The sequence below is a fragment of the Saccharomonospora glauca K62 genome (assembly GCF_000243395.2).
GTDB lineage: Bacteria > Actinomycetota > Actinomycetes > Mycobacteriales > Pseudonocardiaceae > Saccharomonospora > Saccharomonospora glauca.
Genome location: NZ_CM001484.1, coordinates 4,124,144 through 4,140,762, shown reverse-complemented (window position 1 = coordinate 4,140,762; position 16,619 = coordinate 4,124,144). Strand labels below are relative to the sequence as shown.

Sequence of the window (16,619 nt, the reverse complement as noted above, 5' to 3'; positions counted from 1 at the left end):
CGACGGGAAGGACCGCGCGTCCGCTCCCGACATCCCCTCGCCGTCTTCACCGCCGGGGGCGGACATTCGCTCCGAACCATGCGAACGACGAACCCCTCGTATCTTTCCGCGCGCCGAACCGCGTGGCGATGGCGAAAAGTACGCGACGGCGCTGTCTTCGACGGAAGTTGTCCACAGGGAGCGAGTTGTCCACAGAGGTGGGAGGCGGCCGTTGTCGGGGAGGTGGGAACGGCGGGATCGTTGCGGAGTCGGGTGTGCGGCCCGAGCACGAATCGAAGAGGGGGAGAGATGAGTACCGATCTTGTCGAACGGGTCAAGGCCAGGCTCGCGGGCACTCGGAGCGCCATGGACCCACGCGCTGTCGCCGACGCCGTGCGGGCGGAGGCGGGCGGGGTGGCGGGACATCTCGACATCCTGGCCGCGCTGAAACTACTGGACGACGAGCTTGTCGGCGTGGGGCCGTTGGAACAGCTCCTCACGACCCCCGACGTCACCGACATACTCGTGACCGCTCCCGACCAGGTGTGGGTGGACGGCCCGGACGGACTTCGTCGCACCGACGTCCGGTTCCCCGGAGAGGACGCCGTGCGCAGACTCGCGCAGCGGCTGGCGCTCGCGGCGGGACGCAGGCTCGACGACGCACAGCCCTTTGTGGACGGTTGGCTTCCCGGTAGCGGTCCCGAGGGGCGTATCCGGCTGCACGCCGTGTTGCCCCCGATCGCCGCCGAGGGCACCTGTTTGTCGCTACGGGTGCTACGCCCCGCGAAGCACGACCTGCGGTCCCTGCGAAGGCTGGGCACCGTGGACGACGCCGGGCTCGCGCTCCTGGAAGCCATCGTGTCGGCCCGATTGGCCTTCCTGATCTCCGGGGCCACGGGCTCGGGCAAGAGCACACTGCTGGGCGCGATGCTCGGAGCTGTCGATCCCGCCGAGCGGGTGGTGTGCGTGGAGGACGTGGGTGAACTCCAACCCGACCATCCGCAGTTCGTGCGCCTCGTGGCCAGACCGCCCAATGTGGAGGGTGCCGGGGAGGTGTCGTTACGCGAGCTGGTCCGCCAAGCACTTCGTATGCGACCCGACCGCCTGGTCGTCGGCGAAGTGCGAGGGCGCGAGGTCGTCGAGCTGCTCACGGCGCTCAACACCGGCCACGACGGTGGTGCGGGCACGTTGCATGCCAACGCCCCCGCCGAGGTGCCGGCCCGGTTGGAGGCCCTCGCCGCGCTCGGGGGTCTTTCCCGTGAGGCACTGCACAGTCAGTTGGCGGCCGCCGTGCAGGTCGTGTTGCACATGCGGCGTACCTCGACGGGCGGAAGGGAACTCGCCGAGATCGGTCTGGTGCGCCGGGAGGCCGGTGTGGTGCGGGTGGAAACCGCGTGGCGACCGGGTGAGCGGTTGAGACGCGACTCCCCGCTCACCACCGTGCTCCTGTCACGCCGGAATCCACCGCGTCCGAGGAGTGAGCGGGTGGCGTCGTGCTGACCCCGACGTTGGTGGTCGTGGTCGTCGGGCTGTTGCTGTGGCCGTCGAGGGTGGTGGGGCAGCGACTCACCGCTCTGTTGCCCAGTGCCTCCCGATGCCGTGGGAACGTGCGGTTACGTGATCGCCGCGTCGCCGCGGCCCTGGTGGTCTCGGTGGTCGTGGGGTTCGTCCTCACCGCCGGAGTACTCGTCACGGGGGCGTGTGGCCTGCTGGCCTCCGCGTTCCTGCTGCATCGGCGTAGCCGGGTGCGTGCGCGAGCCGTGGTCGAGGACCTCGACCACGTGGCCTCGGCCCTGCACGGCATGGTGGCGGAACTGCGGGCGGGTTCGCACCCCGTGACGGCGGTGGACACGGTGGCGGGGGAGGCGCCGTCCGGTCTCGCGGAACGGCTCCGGACCCTCGCGGCTTCGGCGAAGTTGCACGGAATCCCGGACATCGATGCCCACGCGGGCAGTGCGGCGCGAACGTCCGCGCATCTGGAACGGGTGGTGGCTCGGGTCGCCACCGCGTGGTCGCTGGCGGTCCGACACGGCGTGCCCCTGGCCGACGTGCTCGGAGCCGTGCACCGGGACGTGGAATCCACCGCCCGAGCGGCACGGCAGCTCGACGCGAGGTTGGCCGGAGCCAGGGCCGGGGCGGCCGTGTTGGCGGTGCTTCCCGCGGCCGGCCTCGTTCTCGGTGAGGCCATGGGGGCCGCACCGGTGGGAGTACTGGTCGGGACACCGGGTGGCGCGGCGGTGTTCGTCGTGGGCGCCGGGCTGTTGCTTGCCGGTGTCGCGTGGACGTCGTGGCTGACGGGGCGGGTGCTCCCGTGAGTACCGCCGGTGTCGCTGCGCTGGCGGCGGTCGCGGTGCTGCTCATGCCTTCGGTACCGACCGTCAGGCTCCGCGCTCTCGCCGGGGTGGCGCGGCCGAGCACGTCGGGGACGAAACGCCGGTTCGGGCGGGGTTTCCCGCGGGCCCTCGGTGGAAAAGGCCCCGCCCGTGCGGCGGCGGATTCCGCGGCCGACTCGGCACTGGCGCTCGATCTGCTGGGTGCGTGCCTGTCGGCCGGCGTTCCGGTGCCGACGGCGGTGGACGCGGTCGCGAGTGTCGCCACCGGGGCCGTGGGGGAGGCACTGCGGGACGCTGCCCACGCCCTGGCTCTCGGCGCGAGCCCGGAGTCGGCGTGGCGGCGAGCGCGGGAACACCCGGACATCGCCGATCTGGCTCGGGCGGCGTGTCGTACGGCCTCGTCGGGGACTGCCCTCGCGGACCAGGCGACCACGCTCGCCGCTCGAATCAGGCATCTCGAGGCCGACGGGACCGAAGCCCGAGCACAGCGGGTGAGCGTCCTGATCGTCGGCCCGCTCGGACTGTGCTTCCTTCCCGCGTTCCTCTGTCTGGGGGTGATCCCGGTCGTTCTCGGCCTCGCCAGCCGCCTGCACGTTCTGCCGTGACCAATGAAAACTCAGCGGAAAGGACTCACCTGATGTTGAAACGACTTCTCGCGCCCGGCGGGGCCGACGACGGAATGTCCACGGCCGAGTACGCCATCGGGACGCTTGCCGCGGCCGCCCTCGCGGCGGTGCTGTACACGGTACTCACGGGCGACTCGATCGTGCACCACCTGACTTCGCTCGTGGAGCGAGCGCTCTCCGTGGACCTCTGAATGGGCGAGGGGCCAGTGGACGACCGTGGTGCCGTGACCGTGGAGGCAGCGATCGCGGTCTGTGCCCTCGTCGCCGTGTTCGGCCTCGTCCTCGCGGGGATGGCGGCGGTCGTCGATCAAATGCGTTGCACGGACGCCGCCACCCTGGCCGCTCGGGCGCTCGCCCGAGGCACCCCGGACTCGACGGTGGAGCAATTGGTCCACATGACGGCTCCGGAGGGCGCGACGACGAGCGTCGAACGAGTCGAGGAGGCCGTGGTGGTGCGGGTGAGTGTTCGCCCGGTGGGCGGGTTGCTGCCGGGAGTCGTCGTGCGGGCCGAAGCCCGTGCCGAACTCGAACCCGGTGTGGGGGAGGAGGTCGACGATGGCTCGCCATGACGCTCCCGCAGCCGTTGGAGGCGCTCGGGCCGCCCGTGGAGAGAACGACGCGGGGGTCGCCACCGTGTGGGCCGCGTGTGCGGTCTCGGCGCTGCTCGTGCTCGTCGGCCTGGTGTGGGCCTTGGGGGAGGTGCTGGTGAGCAGGCAGCGTGCGGCGGGTGCCGCCGACCTGGCAGCTCTCGCGGCGGCCGGTCACGCCGTCCTGGGGGAGGCGCGGGCCTGCGCACGTGCCGAGGACGTCGCTCGGGCGATGGCGACGCGGGTGTCCGAGTGTCGGTTTCGGGGATGGGACGCGTTGGTGGTCGTCCACGCCGACGTACGCGTTCCGCTCGGCTCCGGCGTCACGGTGACGGCTCGTGCTCGTGCCGGCCCGGTCGACGAAGTGCCGGAAGTTCGGCGGACGAGCGGGGGCCGCTGACAGGACACCGATCGTTCACCGGTGCACTCCGACAGGCCGCCCCGAGCGCCGCCCCGGCGAGCAGCGGTCGATTACGTGCGACGAACGGCACGACAACATGCATTCTGCGAGTGTCGAACGAAAGTCGCGGTGGTCCGAGTGGCTTCCGGGGAAGATCGGGAGTCGCGCCGGACGAATAGGGGACGACGACCGGTTGTCCGGTGGGTTCCCTCGCTTCACCCCTCATGTTGGCGTCCTGCTCACTCGTCGTTCACCCGGTGCCGGTCGCCGAGTCGGTGCTTTCCGCATCCTGCAAGTTGCCGTTGAGTGAAATGCGACACCACGACCAACGGCGGTCACCCCGAGGAGGCCTGAGTACGACATGTTGGACATCGAATGGCCAGATAGCTGGCGTGCTGCCTTCCGCATCGAGTTGCGGGCGGAGGCCATCGGCCTCGCCTGGCGAGGTTGGCCGGTGGTGCCGGGCACGTACCCGGACGCCGACTCCACCGAGCTGCAGAACACGGCGTCGAAGTGGACGAGGCCGACCCCGGTGCACAGTGACTGGAAACGCCGGATCGGCGCCCACCCGCAGCAGGTCGCCACCTGGTGGACGGGGCGGCCGTACAGCCTTCTGGTCGCCACCGGGACCCTTGTGGACGCCATCGAGGTCGACGACCGAATCGGACGGCGTGCCGCGGCGCTGCTGAGGGCGACGGGACAGCCCGCGCCGATCGTGGCGATGCCGAACGGTCGTTGGCTCTTCCTCACCGCGAGCACCGATCGGCTCCCCCGCCCGCTGGCCGAGGCGGAGGGCGTCGAATGGCACGGCGAAGGTAGTTGGGTACCGCTTCCGCCGACGCCGTTCCGCCACGGTGTCGTGCATTGGCGGGTCAAGCCCGACGTCTGGGGCTGGAAGCTGCCTCGGGCCGAAGCCGTGCACGATGTCCTCGTGAGGGCTCTGCGCGAGGAGTCAGTTCCGAGGACACAGGCTCATCGGGCGCTGCCCGTCGAATCCTCGGCGGCCTGATCGTCAGCGTGGTCGTGCCCGGTCGTTGCCCCGATCGCGGCCAGGACGATGTCCAGCACGGCCACCGCCCCCGCCTTGTCCAGCGGTTCGTTGCCGTTCCCGCACTTGGGCGACTGAACGCAGGACGGGCACCCCGCCGGGCACTCGCAGGAGATCACGGCCTCCCGTGTCGCGGTGAGCCATGGGACGAACGCGGCGTAACCCCGGTCGGCGAAGCCCGCGCCGCCGGGATGACCGTCGTGCACGAACACCGTCGCCTCCCCGGTGTCCGCGTGCACCGCGGTGGAAACGCCGCCGATGTCCCATCGGTCGCACGTCGCGAACAGCGGTAGCAGGCCGATCGCCGCGTGCTCGGCGGCATGCAGGGCGCCGGGGACGCGCGCCGGTTCCAGGCCGGCGCGCCCCGGCTCCCTGCGTGTACCGCACAGCAGCTGTGCGTCGATCGTGTACCACACCGCGCGGGTGTGCAGTACTTGTTCGGGAAGGTCCAGCGGGACGTGGTCCAGCACCTCTCCGGATGGCATTCGGCGCAGGTATCCAACGACGCGTGAGGTCACCGCCACGTGCCCGAGGTTCACCGTCACTCCGTCGTAGACGCGCCGCTCCACGGTGTCCAACACCTCGATGTCCACGACGTCCCTCGCCGAGGTGGTCCACTCCGGGTCCTCTCGGTGGACGAACGCGATTCCCTGGTCCAGGTCCAGCTCGTCCACCACATAGGACTCTCCACGGTGGAGGTACACCGCTCCGGGATGGACGGTTCCGCACGCCGAGGCCCCGTCGACGGTGCCGAGCAGTCGTGCCGTCTCGGCCTCCACGACGGCGACCTGTTCGAAGCCCGAGCCACGAATGTCCACATCGGAATGAGGAGGTGTCCCGGCCGTCCAATACCAGCCACTCGGTCGCCTGCGCAGCACCGAGTCGGCCACGAGGCCGTCCAGTACGGTTCTCGCCGCGTCACCGCCGAAGTCGTCGAGCTCGCCCGAGACGAGCGCCTTCTCCGCTGCCGCGCAGGCGAGGTGGGGGGCCAGCACGTAGGGGTTGGTGGGGTCGAGCACGGCCGCCTCGACGGGCCGTTCGAGTAGGGCTGCCGGATGATGCGCGAGGTAGGTGTCGAGCGGGTCGTCGCGGGCCACGAACACCACGAGGGCGTCGTCGCCGGCGCGCCCCGCGCGGCCCGACTGCTGCCAGAACGAGGCCAGCGTGCCCGGATAGCCGGCCAGTATCACGGCATCCAATCCCGAGATGTCGACGCCGAGTTCCAGGGCGTTCGTGGTGGCGACCCCGAGCAGACGGCCGTCGAGCAACGCGGATTCCAACTCGCGGCGCTCCTCCGGCAGGTAGCCCGCCCGGTAGGCCGCCACCTTGTCGGCGAGTTCGGGAGCCACCTCCGCGAGAATGCGCTTGGCTCCGAGCGCGGTCAGCTCGGCGCCTCGACGGGACCGCACGAAGGCCAGTGTCCGTGCTCCTTCGACGACGAGTTCCGCGAGGATACGGGCCGCCTCGGCGCCGGCGGAGCGGCGTACGGGGGCGTCGTTCTCGCCCGTCAGTTCCTCCAGCAGTGGTGGCTCCCACAGCGCCACCGTCCGCGCTCCGTGCGGCGAGGCGTCGTCGGTGACGGCGACGCAGTCGGCCCCGATCAGGCGGGTCGCGAACTCGGCGGGCTCCGCCGTGGTCGCCGACGCGAGCACGAAGACGGGATCGGCTCCGTAGTGCCTGCTGATGCGGCGAAGTCGTCGCAGCAGCAGGGCGACGTGGGAGCCGAACACGCCTCGGTAGCTGTGGCACTCGTCCACGACGACGTAGGAGAGCCCTCGGAAGAAACGCGCCCAACGCGGGTGCGCGGGCAGCACGCCCCGATGCAGCATGTCGGGGTTCGTGAACACCCAACGGGAGTGATCCCTCACCCAGGCGCGTTCACTCTGCGGAGTGTCTCCGTCGTAGCGCGCGGGTCTGATGTCGGGCACGTCCATATCGGACACGACTCGTAGTTGGTCACCCGCTAGTGCCTTGGTGGGTGACAGGTAGAGGGCGGTCGCCTTACCGTCCGTCGCCAGAGTCGACAGCACGGGCACTTGATAGGCCAGCGACTTTCCGGACGCCGTCCCCGTGGCCACGACGACGTTGTGACCCGCGCGGGCGAGTGACGCGGCCTCGACTTGGTGGTTCCACGGCTTGTCGACCCCGCAGGCCTTGACGGCGTCCCGTACCAGCTCGGGTACCCAGTCGGGCCAGTCGGCGAAGCGGGCGCCCCTGGCGGGCAGGTCTGCGACGTGTGTGACGGGATACCTCTCCTCGGGCACCCCGGCCGTCGCGCGGGTCAGCAGGCGACGGGCCCGTGAGCCGGTCGTGTCGGCGTTCATGGTCGACCACCGGGCCACGAACGGGTGAGCGAGTCGCCGAGGGAGCTCATCACCTCGCTCCGAATTTGTCGACTTGTCACCCGAGCCATCACCTTCCCAGCTTCGCATACCCGGTGGTGTGATTGTGGACACGAAAGGTGAGTGATCAGATTCACAGTAGGTCCACCCGTATGCGACCTGGGTCACTGTTGCCCGTGTGGGCTCCATTACCAATAGACTCCGCCGAACAACACAAATAGTGGTGTATATCCCACTGTCGGCGTCGGCACACTGGGCCGGCATTCGGCCGCGGCGGACCGGCGCGGGCAACAGGCGACGTCTCAGGAGGACAACGAATGTCCCGGCAATTCCTCGCGGAGAGCTCACTGCAGTTCTCCGGAGGTGACTACGGCATTGTCGCCGTGGTCGCCGTGGTCGCCCTTGCAGCACTGGTCATCGGTTATCTCCTGCTCAAGGAAGTGCTGGCCGCCGGCCAGGGCACCGAGAAGATGCAGGAGATCGCCAAGGCTGTGCAGGAAGGGGCGGCTGCCTATCTGAACCGACAGCGGAACACGCTCGCCGTCTTCGGCGTGATCGTGTTCGTCCTGCTGCTCGTCCTGCCGGCCGAGAACCTCGGCGAGCGGATCGGGCGATCGGTGTTCTTCCTCATCGGTGCGGCGTTCTCGTTCTTCATCGGCTACCTCGGGATGTGGCTGGCCACGAGGGCGAACCTGCGAGTCGCGGCGGCGGCGAGGGAGTCCGGAGGCCGTGAGAAGGCCATGCGCATCGCCTTCCGCACCGGTGGCGTGGTCGGCATGTTCACGGTCGGGCTCGGGTTGTTCGGTGCGGCGGTGGTCGTGTTGGTCTACACCGGACAGGCGCCGAAGGTTCTGGAGGGTTTCGGTTTCGGTGCCGCCCTCATCGCGATGTTCATGAGGGTCGGTGGCGGGATCTTCACCAAGGCCGCCGACGTCGGCGCCGACCTGGTCGGCAAGGTGGAGCAGAACATCCCGGAGGACGACCCCCGCAATGCCGCGACGATCGCCGACAACGTCGGTGACAACGTGGGCGACTGCGCGGGGATGGCCGCGGACTTGTTCGAGTCCTACGCCGTGACGCTCGTCGCGGCGTTGATCCTGGGCAGCGCCGCGTTCGCGACCACGGGTCACGGGCTCGTGTTCCCGCTGATCATCCCGGCCATCGGCGTCATCACCGCGGTCATCGGCATCTACATCACCCGAGCGCGGGCGGGGGAGAACGGGCTGACCACCATCAACCGTTCCTTCTACATCTCCGCCGTCATCTCGGCGGTGTTGTCGGCCATCGCGGCGTTCGTGTTCCTGCCGAGCTCGTTCGACGGCGCCGAGGGCAACCCCGCCGTGATCGCGACCGTATCGGTGATCATCGGCATCGTGCTCGCGGGCGTCATCCTGTGGCTCACCGGGTACTACACGGGCACCGAGCACAAGCCGGTCAAGGACGTGGGCAAGACGTCGGAGACGGGACCGGCCACGGTGATCCTGTCGGGTATCTCGGTCGGGTTCGAGTCGGCGGTGTTCACGGCCCTGGTCGTGGGGGCGGCGGTGTTCGGCGCCTACCTGCTCGGTGGGTCGGTGGCGTTGTTCGCCGTGGCGCTCGCGGGTACGGGGTTGCTCACCACGGTGGGCGTCATCGTCGCGATGGACACCTTCGGCCCGGTCTCGGACAACGCGCAGGGCATCGCGGAGATGTCCGGTGATCTCAGCGAGGGCGAGGGGGCGCAGATCCTCACCGAGCTCGACGCGGTGGGCAACACCACCAAGGCGATCACCAAGGGCATCGCGATCTCGACGGCCGTCCTGGCCGCCACGGCGTTGTTCGGGTCGTACTCGGCCGCTATCCGGGAGGCGCTCGTCGACGCGGGGGCCGCGCTCAGCGACATCGGCGACGCGTTCGTGGACAGCATCATCTCGCCGAACACACTGGTCGGTGTGGTGATCGGGGCCGCGGTGGTCTTCCTGTTCTCCGGGCTGGCGATCAACGCCGTGTCGCGGGCCGCCGGCGCGGTGGTCTACGAGGTGCGCCGGCAGTTCCGCACGATTCCGGGAATCATGGAGGGCACCACGCGGCCGCAGTACGGCAAGGTGGTGGACATCGTCACCCGCGACTCCCTGCGGGAGCTGGCGACGCCGGGTCTGCTGGCGGTGTTCGCGCCGATCGCCGTGGGCTTCGGCCTCGGCACCGGCGCCCTCGCGGGCTACCTCGGCGGGGCGATCGCCACGGGCATGCTGATGGCGGTCTTCCTGGCCAACTCGGGTGGTGCGTGGGACAACGCCAAGAAGCTGGTGGAGGACGGGCACCACGGTGGCAAGAACTCCGAGGCACACGCGGCCACCGTCATCGGTGACACGGTCGGTGACCCGTTCAAGGACACCGCGGGGCCCGCGATCAACCCGCTGCTCAAGGTGATGAACCTGGTGTCGTTGCTCATCGCGCCCGCCGTCGTGAGTCTGTCGGTGGGTGAGTCCGCGTCGACGCCGTTCCGGCTGGCCATCGCGATCGTCTCGGTGCTGATCATCGCGGCGGCGATCGTGCTCTCCAAGCGGAGGGCGTCGGCGATGAACGACACGCCCGCGACGGAGAACGATCCGGCGAACGCCTAGGAGCTCGGGCGGCTGACGGGGTCGGGCAGGGAACACGCGATGTCGAGGCCCTGCCCGGCCCTGGCGCGTCGGAGATGCCGTGACGCCCTAGAGTGCAGCCGTCGGCCCCCGTTCGCCTCGGAGGTGTGTGGTGCACCGGTTCACAAGTAGGGTCGGTCTGTGCGCGCTGATCGTGTGGGGCGCCGTCACCGCCTGTGGCGATTCGGTCGATCAGGCGCAACCGTCACGGGGGCAGCAGGAGGAGACCGCGCCGAGTTCCGGTGAGGCCTCACCCGACAGGGCCGTCGTGTGGGCGAACGACTACTGCGGGGCGATCTCCGAACTCGTTCGTTCGGTGTCGGAGATGCCGATCATCGACCCGAGCAGTCCCCGCAGAGCCTCGGAGACCTCCGGCGAGTTGCTGGAGGTGATGGTCGGGGGCCTCGACCGCACGCTCGACCGCCTCGACAGCCTGGGCGCGCCGCCGGTGGAGGGTGCCGAACGGGTACGCCGCGACGCCGTGGCCACGTACACGGACATTCGCGAGCACGCTCGGGCAGCCTTGGAGGAACTGCACGGTGCGGAGGGCGCCGAGGCCAGCCGCGACGCGGTGAGCTCGGTGCGAAAACCCCTCGACGACCTCGGGGGCGTCGACCTCCTCGCGGGCCTCGACACGGTTCCCGCCCTGCGAGAGGCGAGCAAACAGGCTCCGGCCTGCCGAATGCTCACGGACGAGGACCCGAAGCCCCGGATCGACTCACCGGGTTCCTGAATCGGGTCGTTTCCCCCGACCCGCCGTGGGAACCCGTGTCGGTGCACATCATGAGGTGACGCGTCGGCGCTCCCTACGAAGAGTGCTCTCCCCGTCACTCAGTGCCCCGAGGGCGGCGGTCGGCGTGTCACGTGCTAGGTGTGGAAAGAGAGACGTCATCGACCTCCGGCCTGCGGCGGGAACGGGCGAGGGCGCCGGTGTGTTGCAACACCTGAGCGGACAGGGACAGCGCACAGCGTGCACACTGGCTGGTCGAACGAGTGGAATCTTGAGCGAAAGAGCGGGACAGCGTGGCTGGATCGACACGGACGAAGAGAACGGGCGCGAACGGTGACGGTCGCCGGAGACTGGTGATCGTCGAATCGCCGACCAAGGCCCGCAAGATCGCTCCGTATCTCGGTAGCGGCTACGTCGTCGAGTCGTCCCGTGGCCACATCCGAGACCTGCCGAGAGGCGCGGCCGACGTGCCCGCCAAGTACAAGGGCCAGCCGTGGGCCCGACTCGGCGTCGACGTCGACAATGGCTTCGAACCGCTCTACGTCATCACCCCGGACAAAAAGTCCACGGTCACCGAGCTGAAGAACCTGCTCAAGGACGCCGACGAGCTCTACCTCGCCACCGACCCCGACCGCGAGGGCGAGGCCATCGCGTGGCACCTGCTCGAAGCGCTCAAACCGAAGGTGCCGGTGCGCCGCATGGTGTTCCACGAGGTGACCGAACAGGCCATTCGCGCCGCCGCCGAGAGCACTCGTGACCTCGATCCCGACCTGGTGGACGCGCAGGAGACGCGACGCATCCTCGACCGGCTCTACGGCTACGAGGTGTCGCCGGTGCTGTGGAAGAAGGTCATGCCGAAGCTGTCGGCGGGCCGGGTGCAGTCGGTGGCCACCCGCGTGATCGTCGAGCGGGAACGTGAGCGGATGCGGTTCGCCTCCGCGTCGTACTGGGACATCTCGGCTGTCCTGGACACCGGTTCCGACGGCGGCGTCGAGGCTCCGCGATCCTTCCCCGCCCGGCTCACCTCGGTGGACGGCGCGAGGCTCGCGACGGGACGGGACTTCGGCCCCGACGGGAACCTCAAGGACCAGTCGGCCGACGTCCGGGTGCTGGACGAGGCCGAGGCCCATCGGCTGGCGGACGCGCTGGCCGACCGCGAGTTCACGGTCGTGAGCGTTGAGGAGAAGCCGTATACGCGTAGACCGTACGCGCCGTTTATGACGTCGACGTTGCAACAGGAGGCCGGCCGTAAACTCCGGTTCTCGTCGGAGCGGACGATGCGGGTGGCGCAGCGGCTCTACGAGAACGGCTACATCACGTACATGCGTACCGACTCGACGACGCTGTCGGAGTCGGCGTTGGCGGCGGCTCGCAGTCAGGCCACCGAGCTGTACGGGGCCGAGTACGTGGCGGACAAGCCACGGCAGTACACGCGCAAGGTCAAAAACGCGCAGGAGGCGCACGAGGCCATCCGGCCCGCGGGAGAGGTGTTCCGCACGCCCGGCGAGGTGGCCGGTGAGCTGGAGTCCGACGAGTTCCGGCTCTACGAACTCATCTGGCAGCGCACGATCGCCTCGCAGATGGCCGACGCCAAGGGCACCACGATGTCGGTGAAGATCTCCGGCACCGCCGCCAGCGGCGAGGAGTGCGTGTTCTCGGCGTCCGGACGGACGATCACGTTCCCCGGCTTCCTCAAGGCCTACGTCGAGGCGGTGGACGCCGAGGCGGGCGGTGAGGCGGACGACAAGCAGAGCAGGCTGCCGAGGCTGGTCACCGACCAGTCGCTGCGGGCCACCGAGCTGAGCCCCGATTCGCACGCCACGTCGCCGCCGCCGCGCTACAGCGAGCCGGCCCTGGTGAGCAAGCTGGAGGAACTCGGGATCGGCAGGCCGTCCACGTATGCCTCGATCATCAAGACCATCCAGGACCGCGGATACGTGTGGAAGAAGGGCTCCGCGCTCGTGCCGTCGTGGGTGGCGTTCTCGGTGGTGGGGCTCATGGAGCGCCACTTCGAGCGACTGGTCGACTACGACTTCACGGCCGCGATGGAGGACGAGCTCGACCGCATCGCCGCGGGGGACGAACAGCGCACCGAGTGGCTGTCGCGGTTCTACTTCGGCGGGGAGATGGGGGTCGACGGCTCGATCGGCAGGCTCGGCGGGTTGAAGAAGCTCGTCGGGTCGGGGGTCGAGGACATCGACGCCCGTGAGATCAACTCGATCCCGATGTTCCTCGACAACGAAGGCCGCCAGGTGTACGTGCGGGTCGGCCGGTACGGGCCCTACCTGGAACGCGAGGTCGACGGCACGTCCCAGCGGGCGAACCTGCCGGAGGATCTGCCCCCGGACGAGCTGACGGTGGAGATCGCGGAGAAGCTGTTCGCGACGCCGCAGGAGGGCCGGGTGCTCGGGACCGACCCGGAGACGGGCCACGAGATCGTCGCCAAGGAGGGACGCTTCGGGCCGTACGTCACCGAGATCCTGCCCGAGGACCCCTCCGACGCCGAGGGCAAGAAGTCGAGCAAGGCGAAGAAGCCCAAGCCCAGGACCGCGTCGCTGTTCAAGTCGATGTCGGTGCAGGACGTGACGCTGGAGGACGCGCTTCGGCTGCTGTCGCTGCCGCGCGTGGTGGGTACGGACCCGGAGACCGGTGAGGAGATCACCGCGCAGAACGGTCGTTACGGCCCCTACCTGAAGAAGGGCAAGGACTCGCGGTCCTTGTCGAGCGAGGAGCAGATCTTCGAGATCACGCTCGAGGAAGCGCTCAAGATCTACGCCGAGCCGAAGCGGCGGGGCCGCCAGGCCGCCGCCAAGCCGCCGTTGAAGGAGCTGGGCAACGACCCGGTCTCGGGCAAGCCGATCGTGGTGAAGGACGGGCGCTTCGGCCCGTACGTCACCGACGGCGAGTACAACGCCTCCCTGCGGAAGTCGGACACCGTGGAGGACCTGACGCCGGAGCGGGCCGCCGAGCTGCTCGCCGAGAAGCGCGCCAAGGGGCCCGCGAAGAAGACCACGGCGAAGCGCAAGACCGCGTCGGCCGCCAAGGCGAAGGGCTGAGCGCCCTCGCCGCCCGGTGTCCACGGGGGTGATCGAATGCGCCCCAATGGACGGGTGGCGAGGACGCCGAGTATCGCTACCCTGGTCTACGCACGGCATGCGGTGCGCCACACAGGGTGAGAGGACCCCGGTGCACCGCCCGACCGGATCAGGGGAGGACGTGTGGTGGACGCGGACGGTACTCAGGCCCCCGAGCCGCCGAAGCCGTTCAGTGACCCGTTGGGTGGTTCGGCCGAAAGCGGCTCCACCGACGCCACGAGAGTTGCCGCGAGCAGCGTTTCAAAGCCGGTCGGGGTGGACCGGGAGGCAGTGCGACAGCTGGCCACCGCGCTTGAGGCCACCGAAGCCGCGGGGAGCTCCGCGGCGGCGAACACCGACACGGCCAAGGGCGACGACGATGAACCGACGGCGGAGATCCCACCCCAACGGGCGCCGGCGGTGCGAGCGTCGAAGCCGTCACTACTGCCTCCTCTCCTGCGAAGGCGCAGGCCCGAGGGCGGGCAAGCATCCCGGCCCCGGCGCGTGGTTCCGCACGTGCGCAAGCCGTCGTCCGGTTCGGCGGGTTTGGCGGTGGCCCTCGTGCTGATGGTGATCTTCGCGCTGGTCGCGATTCAGTTCGTGACCAGTTTCGTGGAAAGTGTGACCGGCATTTTCGACTGAACTCGACCCGGCACCATTCGTGCTGTGTCGAATACGTGCAGTGACATTCCCGGTTCTCAAGCGTGTGTTCTTGGCGCGGCGCTACCCTGAGCGCACGGCAATGCCGAGTGTTATGGGGTGGGGTCCATCAACGAGTCGAAGCAGGGAACGCGGGGTGGCGAGGCGCGATCCGCCGCGTCCAATGAAGCGTCAACCGTGGGGAGGGTACGTCGCGTTCTGGCCATCCGGCCGTTCCGGCGGCTCTGGGGCGTCACGTATCTGTGCAGTGTGGCCGACTGGCTGTCCCTGCTGGCCCTGACCGGCCTGGTCACGAAGCTGACCGACGACTACGCGGCCCAAAACTTCGCTTTTGCCGGGATCGTGCTGACTCAGTTGCTTCCCGGACTGCTGTTCGCGCCGCTGGGGGGAATGCTCGCCGATCGTTTCGACCGCCGCAAGATCATGATCGTTGCGGATCTCGTGCGTTTCGGCTTGCTGATTTCGATTGCCGTCGTCGGTACTCCACTGTGGTTGTTCATCGCCAACTTCCTCGTCGGCTCCGCGGCCATGATGTGGATTCCGTCGAAGGACGCGGCGGTCCCCAATCTGCTTCGTCGACGCGACCAGGTCGAAACGGCGAATCAACTCGGAATGGTGATGACGTACGGGGTGTCCGTCGTCACCGGTGCCGGAATCTACGCGATTCTCACCGGCATCCAGACGACACTCAATCTGCCGCCGGACCTGTTGGGGGAGTTCGGTACGGCCAAGATCGTCGTCGTCATCAACGGGTTGCTCTACCTGGCGAGCGCGTTGCTGATCGCGCGGATTCCGGAACTGTCGCTGCGCAACGTGCACCCGATGCCGGAGACGAGCCGAGAGCAGGTGGTGCGCAAGCCGGAGCGGGAGTCCGGTGGGTTCCGCAGCTTGGTGCGGGACGGCGTGCGCTTCGTGAAGACCACGCCGCTCATCCGTGGGTTGCTGATCGGCATGGCCGGTGCGTTCGCCGCGGGTGGCGCGGTGATCGGTTCGGCCAAGCCGTACTCGTCGAGTCTCGGCGGTGGTGACGCCTCGTTCGGTCTGCTGTTCGTCGCCGTGTTCATCGGCGCGGCCGTCGGGCTGGCGAGCGCTCCGAAGCTGGCGCGCAGGCTGCCGCACGAACGGCTGTTCGGCGTCGGCATCGTGCTGGCGGGGCTCGCGCTCGTGGTGGTGGCTCTCGCGCCCCATCTCGCGGTGGCGCTCGTGGCGGTGGCGCTCGTGGGGGCGTGCGCGGGCGCGGCGTTCCTCACGGGTATCACGATCATCGGCACGCAGATCGACGACAGCATCCGCGGCCGGATCAACGCCATTTACCAGTCGCTTCTGAAGATCATCATCTTCGGCACCACGTCGGCCGTCCCCGGTCTGATCGGCCTGGTGAAGCCGCGCCGCGTCACGGTGTGGGGCAACCCGCTCGTCATCGACGGAACCCGGCCGGTGCTGCTGGCGGGAGGGCTGTTGGCCACGCTCGTCGGCGTGATCGCCTACCGGCAGATGGACTCGCGGCGCACCGAGCCGATCTTCGCGGACCTGCGCAACGTCATCCGTCGCCGTCCGCGCCGGGTGAACGGTGTGCTCATAGCGCTGGAAGGCACCACGGCGGCCGACACGGAGTCGCAGGCCGCGCGGCTGGCCGAATGGCTCGGTACCGGGTCGAGGCAGGTGGTGCTGGCCGCCGACCCGGCCCTCGACGACGAGCGGTTGACCTCGCTCATCTCCGGTGCCTCCCTCGAAGGAGCCCGCGCGAAGGCACTGGCCGCCGCGGCCGTTCGTGCCGACATCGTCGAACGGGACGTCCGGCCCGCTCTCGACAGCGGGGCGATCGTGGTGATGGAGCGGTTCGTGGACACGCCCCTGGCGCATTTGTCCACCCTCGCCGAACTCGACGTCGCGGAACTCGAAGGGCTCGCGGACTGGGCCACCGGCAGGCTGCGGCCCGACCTCACGGTGTTGCTCGACGCCGATCCCGGTGAGGGGACCGCACAGTCCACGAACGCCGCCGAGCACCATTGGAGGGTGCAGGAGATGCTGGCGGAGATGGCGGCTTCCGCGCCGGACCGGTACGTGGTGGTCGACGCCGAGGGTACCGAGGACGAGGTCGCCGAGAGGGTGCGGGCGTCGGTGCGGGAGGCGTTGTCCGGGAAGGTCGAGCTGCCACCCGCCGTACAGGAGGTGGCACAACCGTGACCGGTACCGCTGCGACGGGCGAGCGCCTCGGT

The 16,619-nt window shown here is 69.2% G+C and carries 13 protein-coding genes; 12 read left to right on the top strand and 1 reads right to left on the bottom strand.

The window, feature by feature from the left end:
- The first annotated feature begins 288 nt into the window (after positions 1–288).
- The 7 genes from SACGLDRAFT_RS19295 to SACGLDRAFT_RS19265 all read left to right on the top strand — a co-directional run bounded on the left by SACGLDRAFT_RS19295 (position 289) and on the right by SACGLDRAFT_RS19265 (position 4,934).
- The gene (locus SACGLDRAFT_RS19295) at positions 289–1,479 is read left to right on the top strand and encodes a TadA family conjugal transfer-associated ATPase (RefSeq protein ID WP_005466663.1); all 1,191 of its coding nucleotides are present in this window, start codon (positions 289–291) and stop codon (positions 1,477–1,479) included.
- Positions 1,473–2,294, top strand: a complete 822-nt coding sequence (locus tag SACGLDRAFT_RS19290; protein WP_005466661.1) for a type II secretion system F family protein — start codon at positions 1,473–1,475, stop codon at positions 2,292–2,294. The genes SACGLDRAFT_RS19295 and SACGLDRAFT_RS19290 overlap by 7 nt, the downstream gene beginning before the upstream one ends.
- Positions 2,291–2,917, top strand: coding sequence for a type II secretion system F family protein (locus SACGLDRAFT_RS19285; RefSeq protein ID WP_005466660.1), 627 nt, complete (start codon positions 2,291–2,293; stop codon positions 2,915–2,917). The genes SACGLDRAFT_RS19290 and SACGLDRAFT_RS19285 overlap by 4 nt, the downstream gene beginning before the upstream one ends.
- A 32-nt stretch (positions 2,918–2,949) precedes the next feature.
- Entirely contained in the window at positions 2,950–3,129 is a 180-nt protein-coding gene (locus SACGLDRAFT_RS19280) for a DUF4244 domain-containing protein (RefSeq protein WP_005466658.1), read from the top strand.
- On the top strand, positions 3,130–3,507 hold the full coding sequence (locus tag SACGLDRAFT_RS19275; protein WP_005466657.1) for a TadE family type IV pilus minor pilin: 378 nt from the start codon (positions 3,130–3,132) through the stop codon (positions 3,505–3,507).
- On the top strand, positions 3,494–3,925 hold the full coding sequence (locus SACGLDRAFT_RS19270; protein WP_005466656.1) for an Rv3654c family TadE-like protein: 432 nt from the start codon (positions 3,494–3,496) through the stop codon (positions 3,923–3,925). Before SACGLDRAFT_RS19275 ends, SACGLDRAFT_RS19270 begins: the two co-directional genes overlap by 14 nt.
- 361 nt (positions 3,926–4,286) lie before the next feature.
- Positions 4,287–4,934: a bifunctional DNA primase/polymerase gene (locus SACGLDRAFT_RS19265; protein WP_005466655.1), complete on the top strand. Its 648-nt coding sequence runs from the start codon at positions 4,287–4,289 to the stop codon at positions 4,932–4,934.
- Here the strand turns inward: SACGLDRAFT_RS19265 and SACGLDRAFT_RS19260 are convergent.
- On the bottom strand, positions 4,898–7,297 hold the full coding sequence (locus SACGLDRAFT_RS19260) for a DEAD/DEAH box helicase (RefSeq protein WP_005466654.1): 2,400 nt from the start codon (positions 7,295–7,297) through the stop codon (positions 4,898–4,900). The genes SACGLDRAFT_RS19265 and SACGLDRAFT_RS19260 overlap by 37 nt on opposite strands.
- A 335-nt stretch (positions 7,298–7,632) precedes the next feature.
- Between SACGLDRAFT_RS19260 and SACGLDRAFT_RS19255 the strand changes: the two genes are divergently transcribed.
- From SACGLDRAFT_RS19255 to SACGLDRAFT_RS19235, 5 genes are all read left to right on the top strand, one after another.
- Positions 7,633–9,918, top strand: a complete 2,286-nt coding sequence (locus SACGLDRAFT_RS19255) for a sodium-translocating pyrophosphatase (RefSeq protein ID WP_005466652.1) — start codon at positions 7,633–7,635, stop codon at positions 9,916–9,918.
- 130 nt (positions 9,919–10,048) lie between these two features.
- Positions 10,049–10,669 (top strand): hypothetical protein, encoded by a 621-nt coding sequence (locus SACGLDRAFT_RS19250; RefSeq protein WP_005466651.1) that lies wholly within the window; start codon positions 10,049–10,051, stop codon positions 10,667–10,669.
- Positions 10,670–10,959: 290 nt separating this feature from the next.
- Complete coding sequence (topA, locus tag SACGLDRAFT_RS19245) at positions 10,960–13,722, top strand: type I DNA topoisomerase (protein WP_005466649.1); 2,763 nt, start codon at positions 10,960–10,962, stop codon at positions 13,720–13,722.
- A 162-nt stretch (positions 13,723–13,884) separates the two neighbouring features.
- The gene (locus tag SACGLDRAFT_RS19240; RefSeq protein ID WP_005466648.1) at positions 13,885–14,382 is read left to right on the top strand and encodes a hypothetical protein; all 498 of its coding nucleotides are present in this window, start codon (positions 13,885–13,887) and stop codon (positions 14,380–14,382) included.
- Positions 14,383–14,499: 117 nt separating this feature from the next.
- Positions 14,500–16,587 carry a bifunctional MFS transporter/dTMP kinase gene (locus tag SACGLDRAFT_RS19235; protein WP_005466646.1) on the top strand — a complete coding sequence of 696 codons (2,088 nt, stop codon included), beginning with the start codon at positions 14,500–14,502 and terminating at the stop codon, positions 16,585–16,587.
- Positions 16,588–16,619 lie beyond the last annotated feature (32 nt).

Coding starts and splice junctions, on each gene's coding strand:
- SACGLDRAFT_RS19260 (WP_005466654.1), bottom strand. CDS start 7,297: ATGAACGCCGACACGACCGGCTCACGGGCCCGTCGCCTGCTGACCCGC.
- SACGLDRAFT_RS19280 (WP_005466658.1), top strand. CDS start 2,950: ATGTTGAAACGACTTCTCGCGCCCGGCGGGGCCGACGACGGAATGTCC.
- SACGLDRAFT_RS19295 (WP_005466663.1), top strand. CDS start 289: ATGAGTACCGATCTTGTCGAACGGGTCAAGGCCAGGCTCGCGGGCACT.
- SACGLDRAFT_RS19265 (WP_005466655.1), top strand. CDS start 4,287: ATGTTGGACATCGAATGGCCAGATAGCTGGCGTGCTGCCTTCCGCATC.
- SACGLDRAFT_RS19275 (WP_005466657.1), top strand. CDS start 3,130: ATGGGCGAGGGGCCAGTGGACGACCGTGGTGCCGTGACCGTGGAGGCA.
- SACGLDRAFT_RS19270 (WP_005466656.1), top strand. CDS start 3,494: ATGGCTCGCCATGACGCTCCCGCAGCCGTTGGAGGCGCTCGGGCCGCC.
- SACGLDRAFT_RS19255 (WP_005466652.1), top strand. CDS start 7,633: ATGTCCCGGCAATTCCTCGCGGAGAGCTCACTGCAGTTCTCCGGAGGT.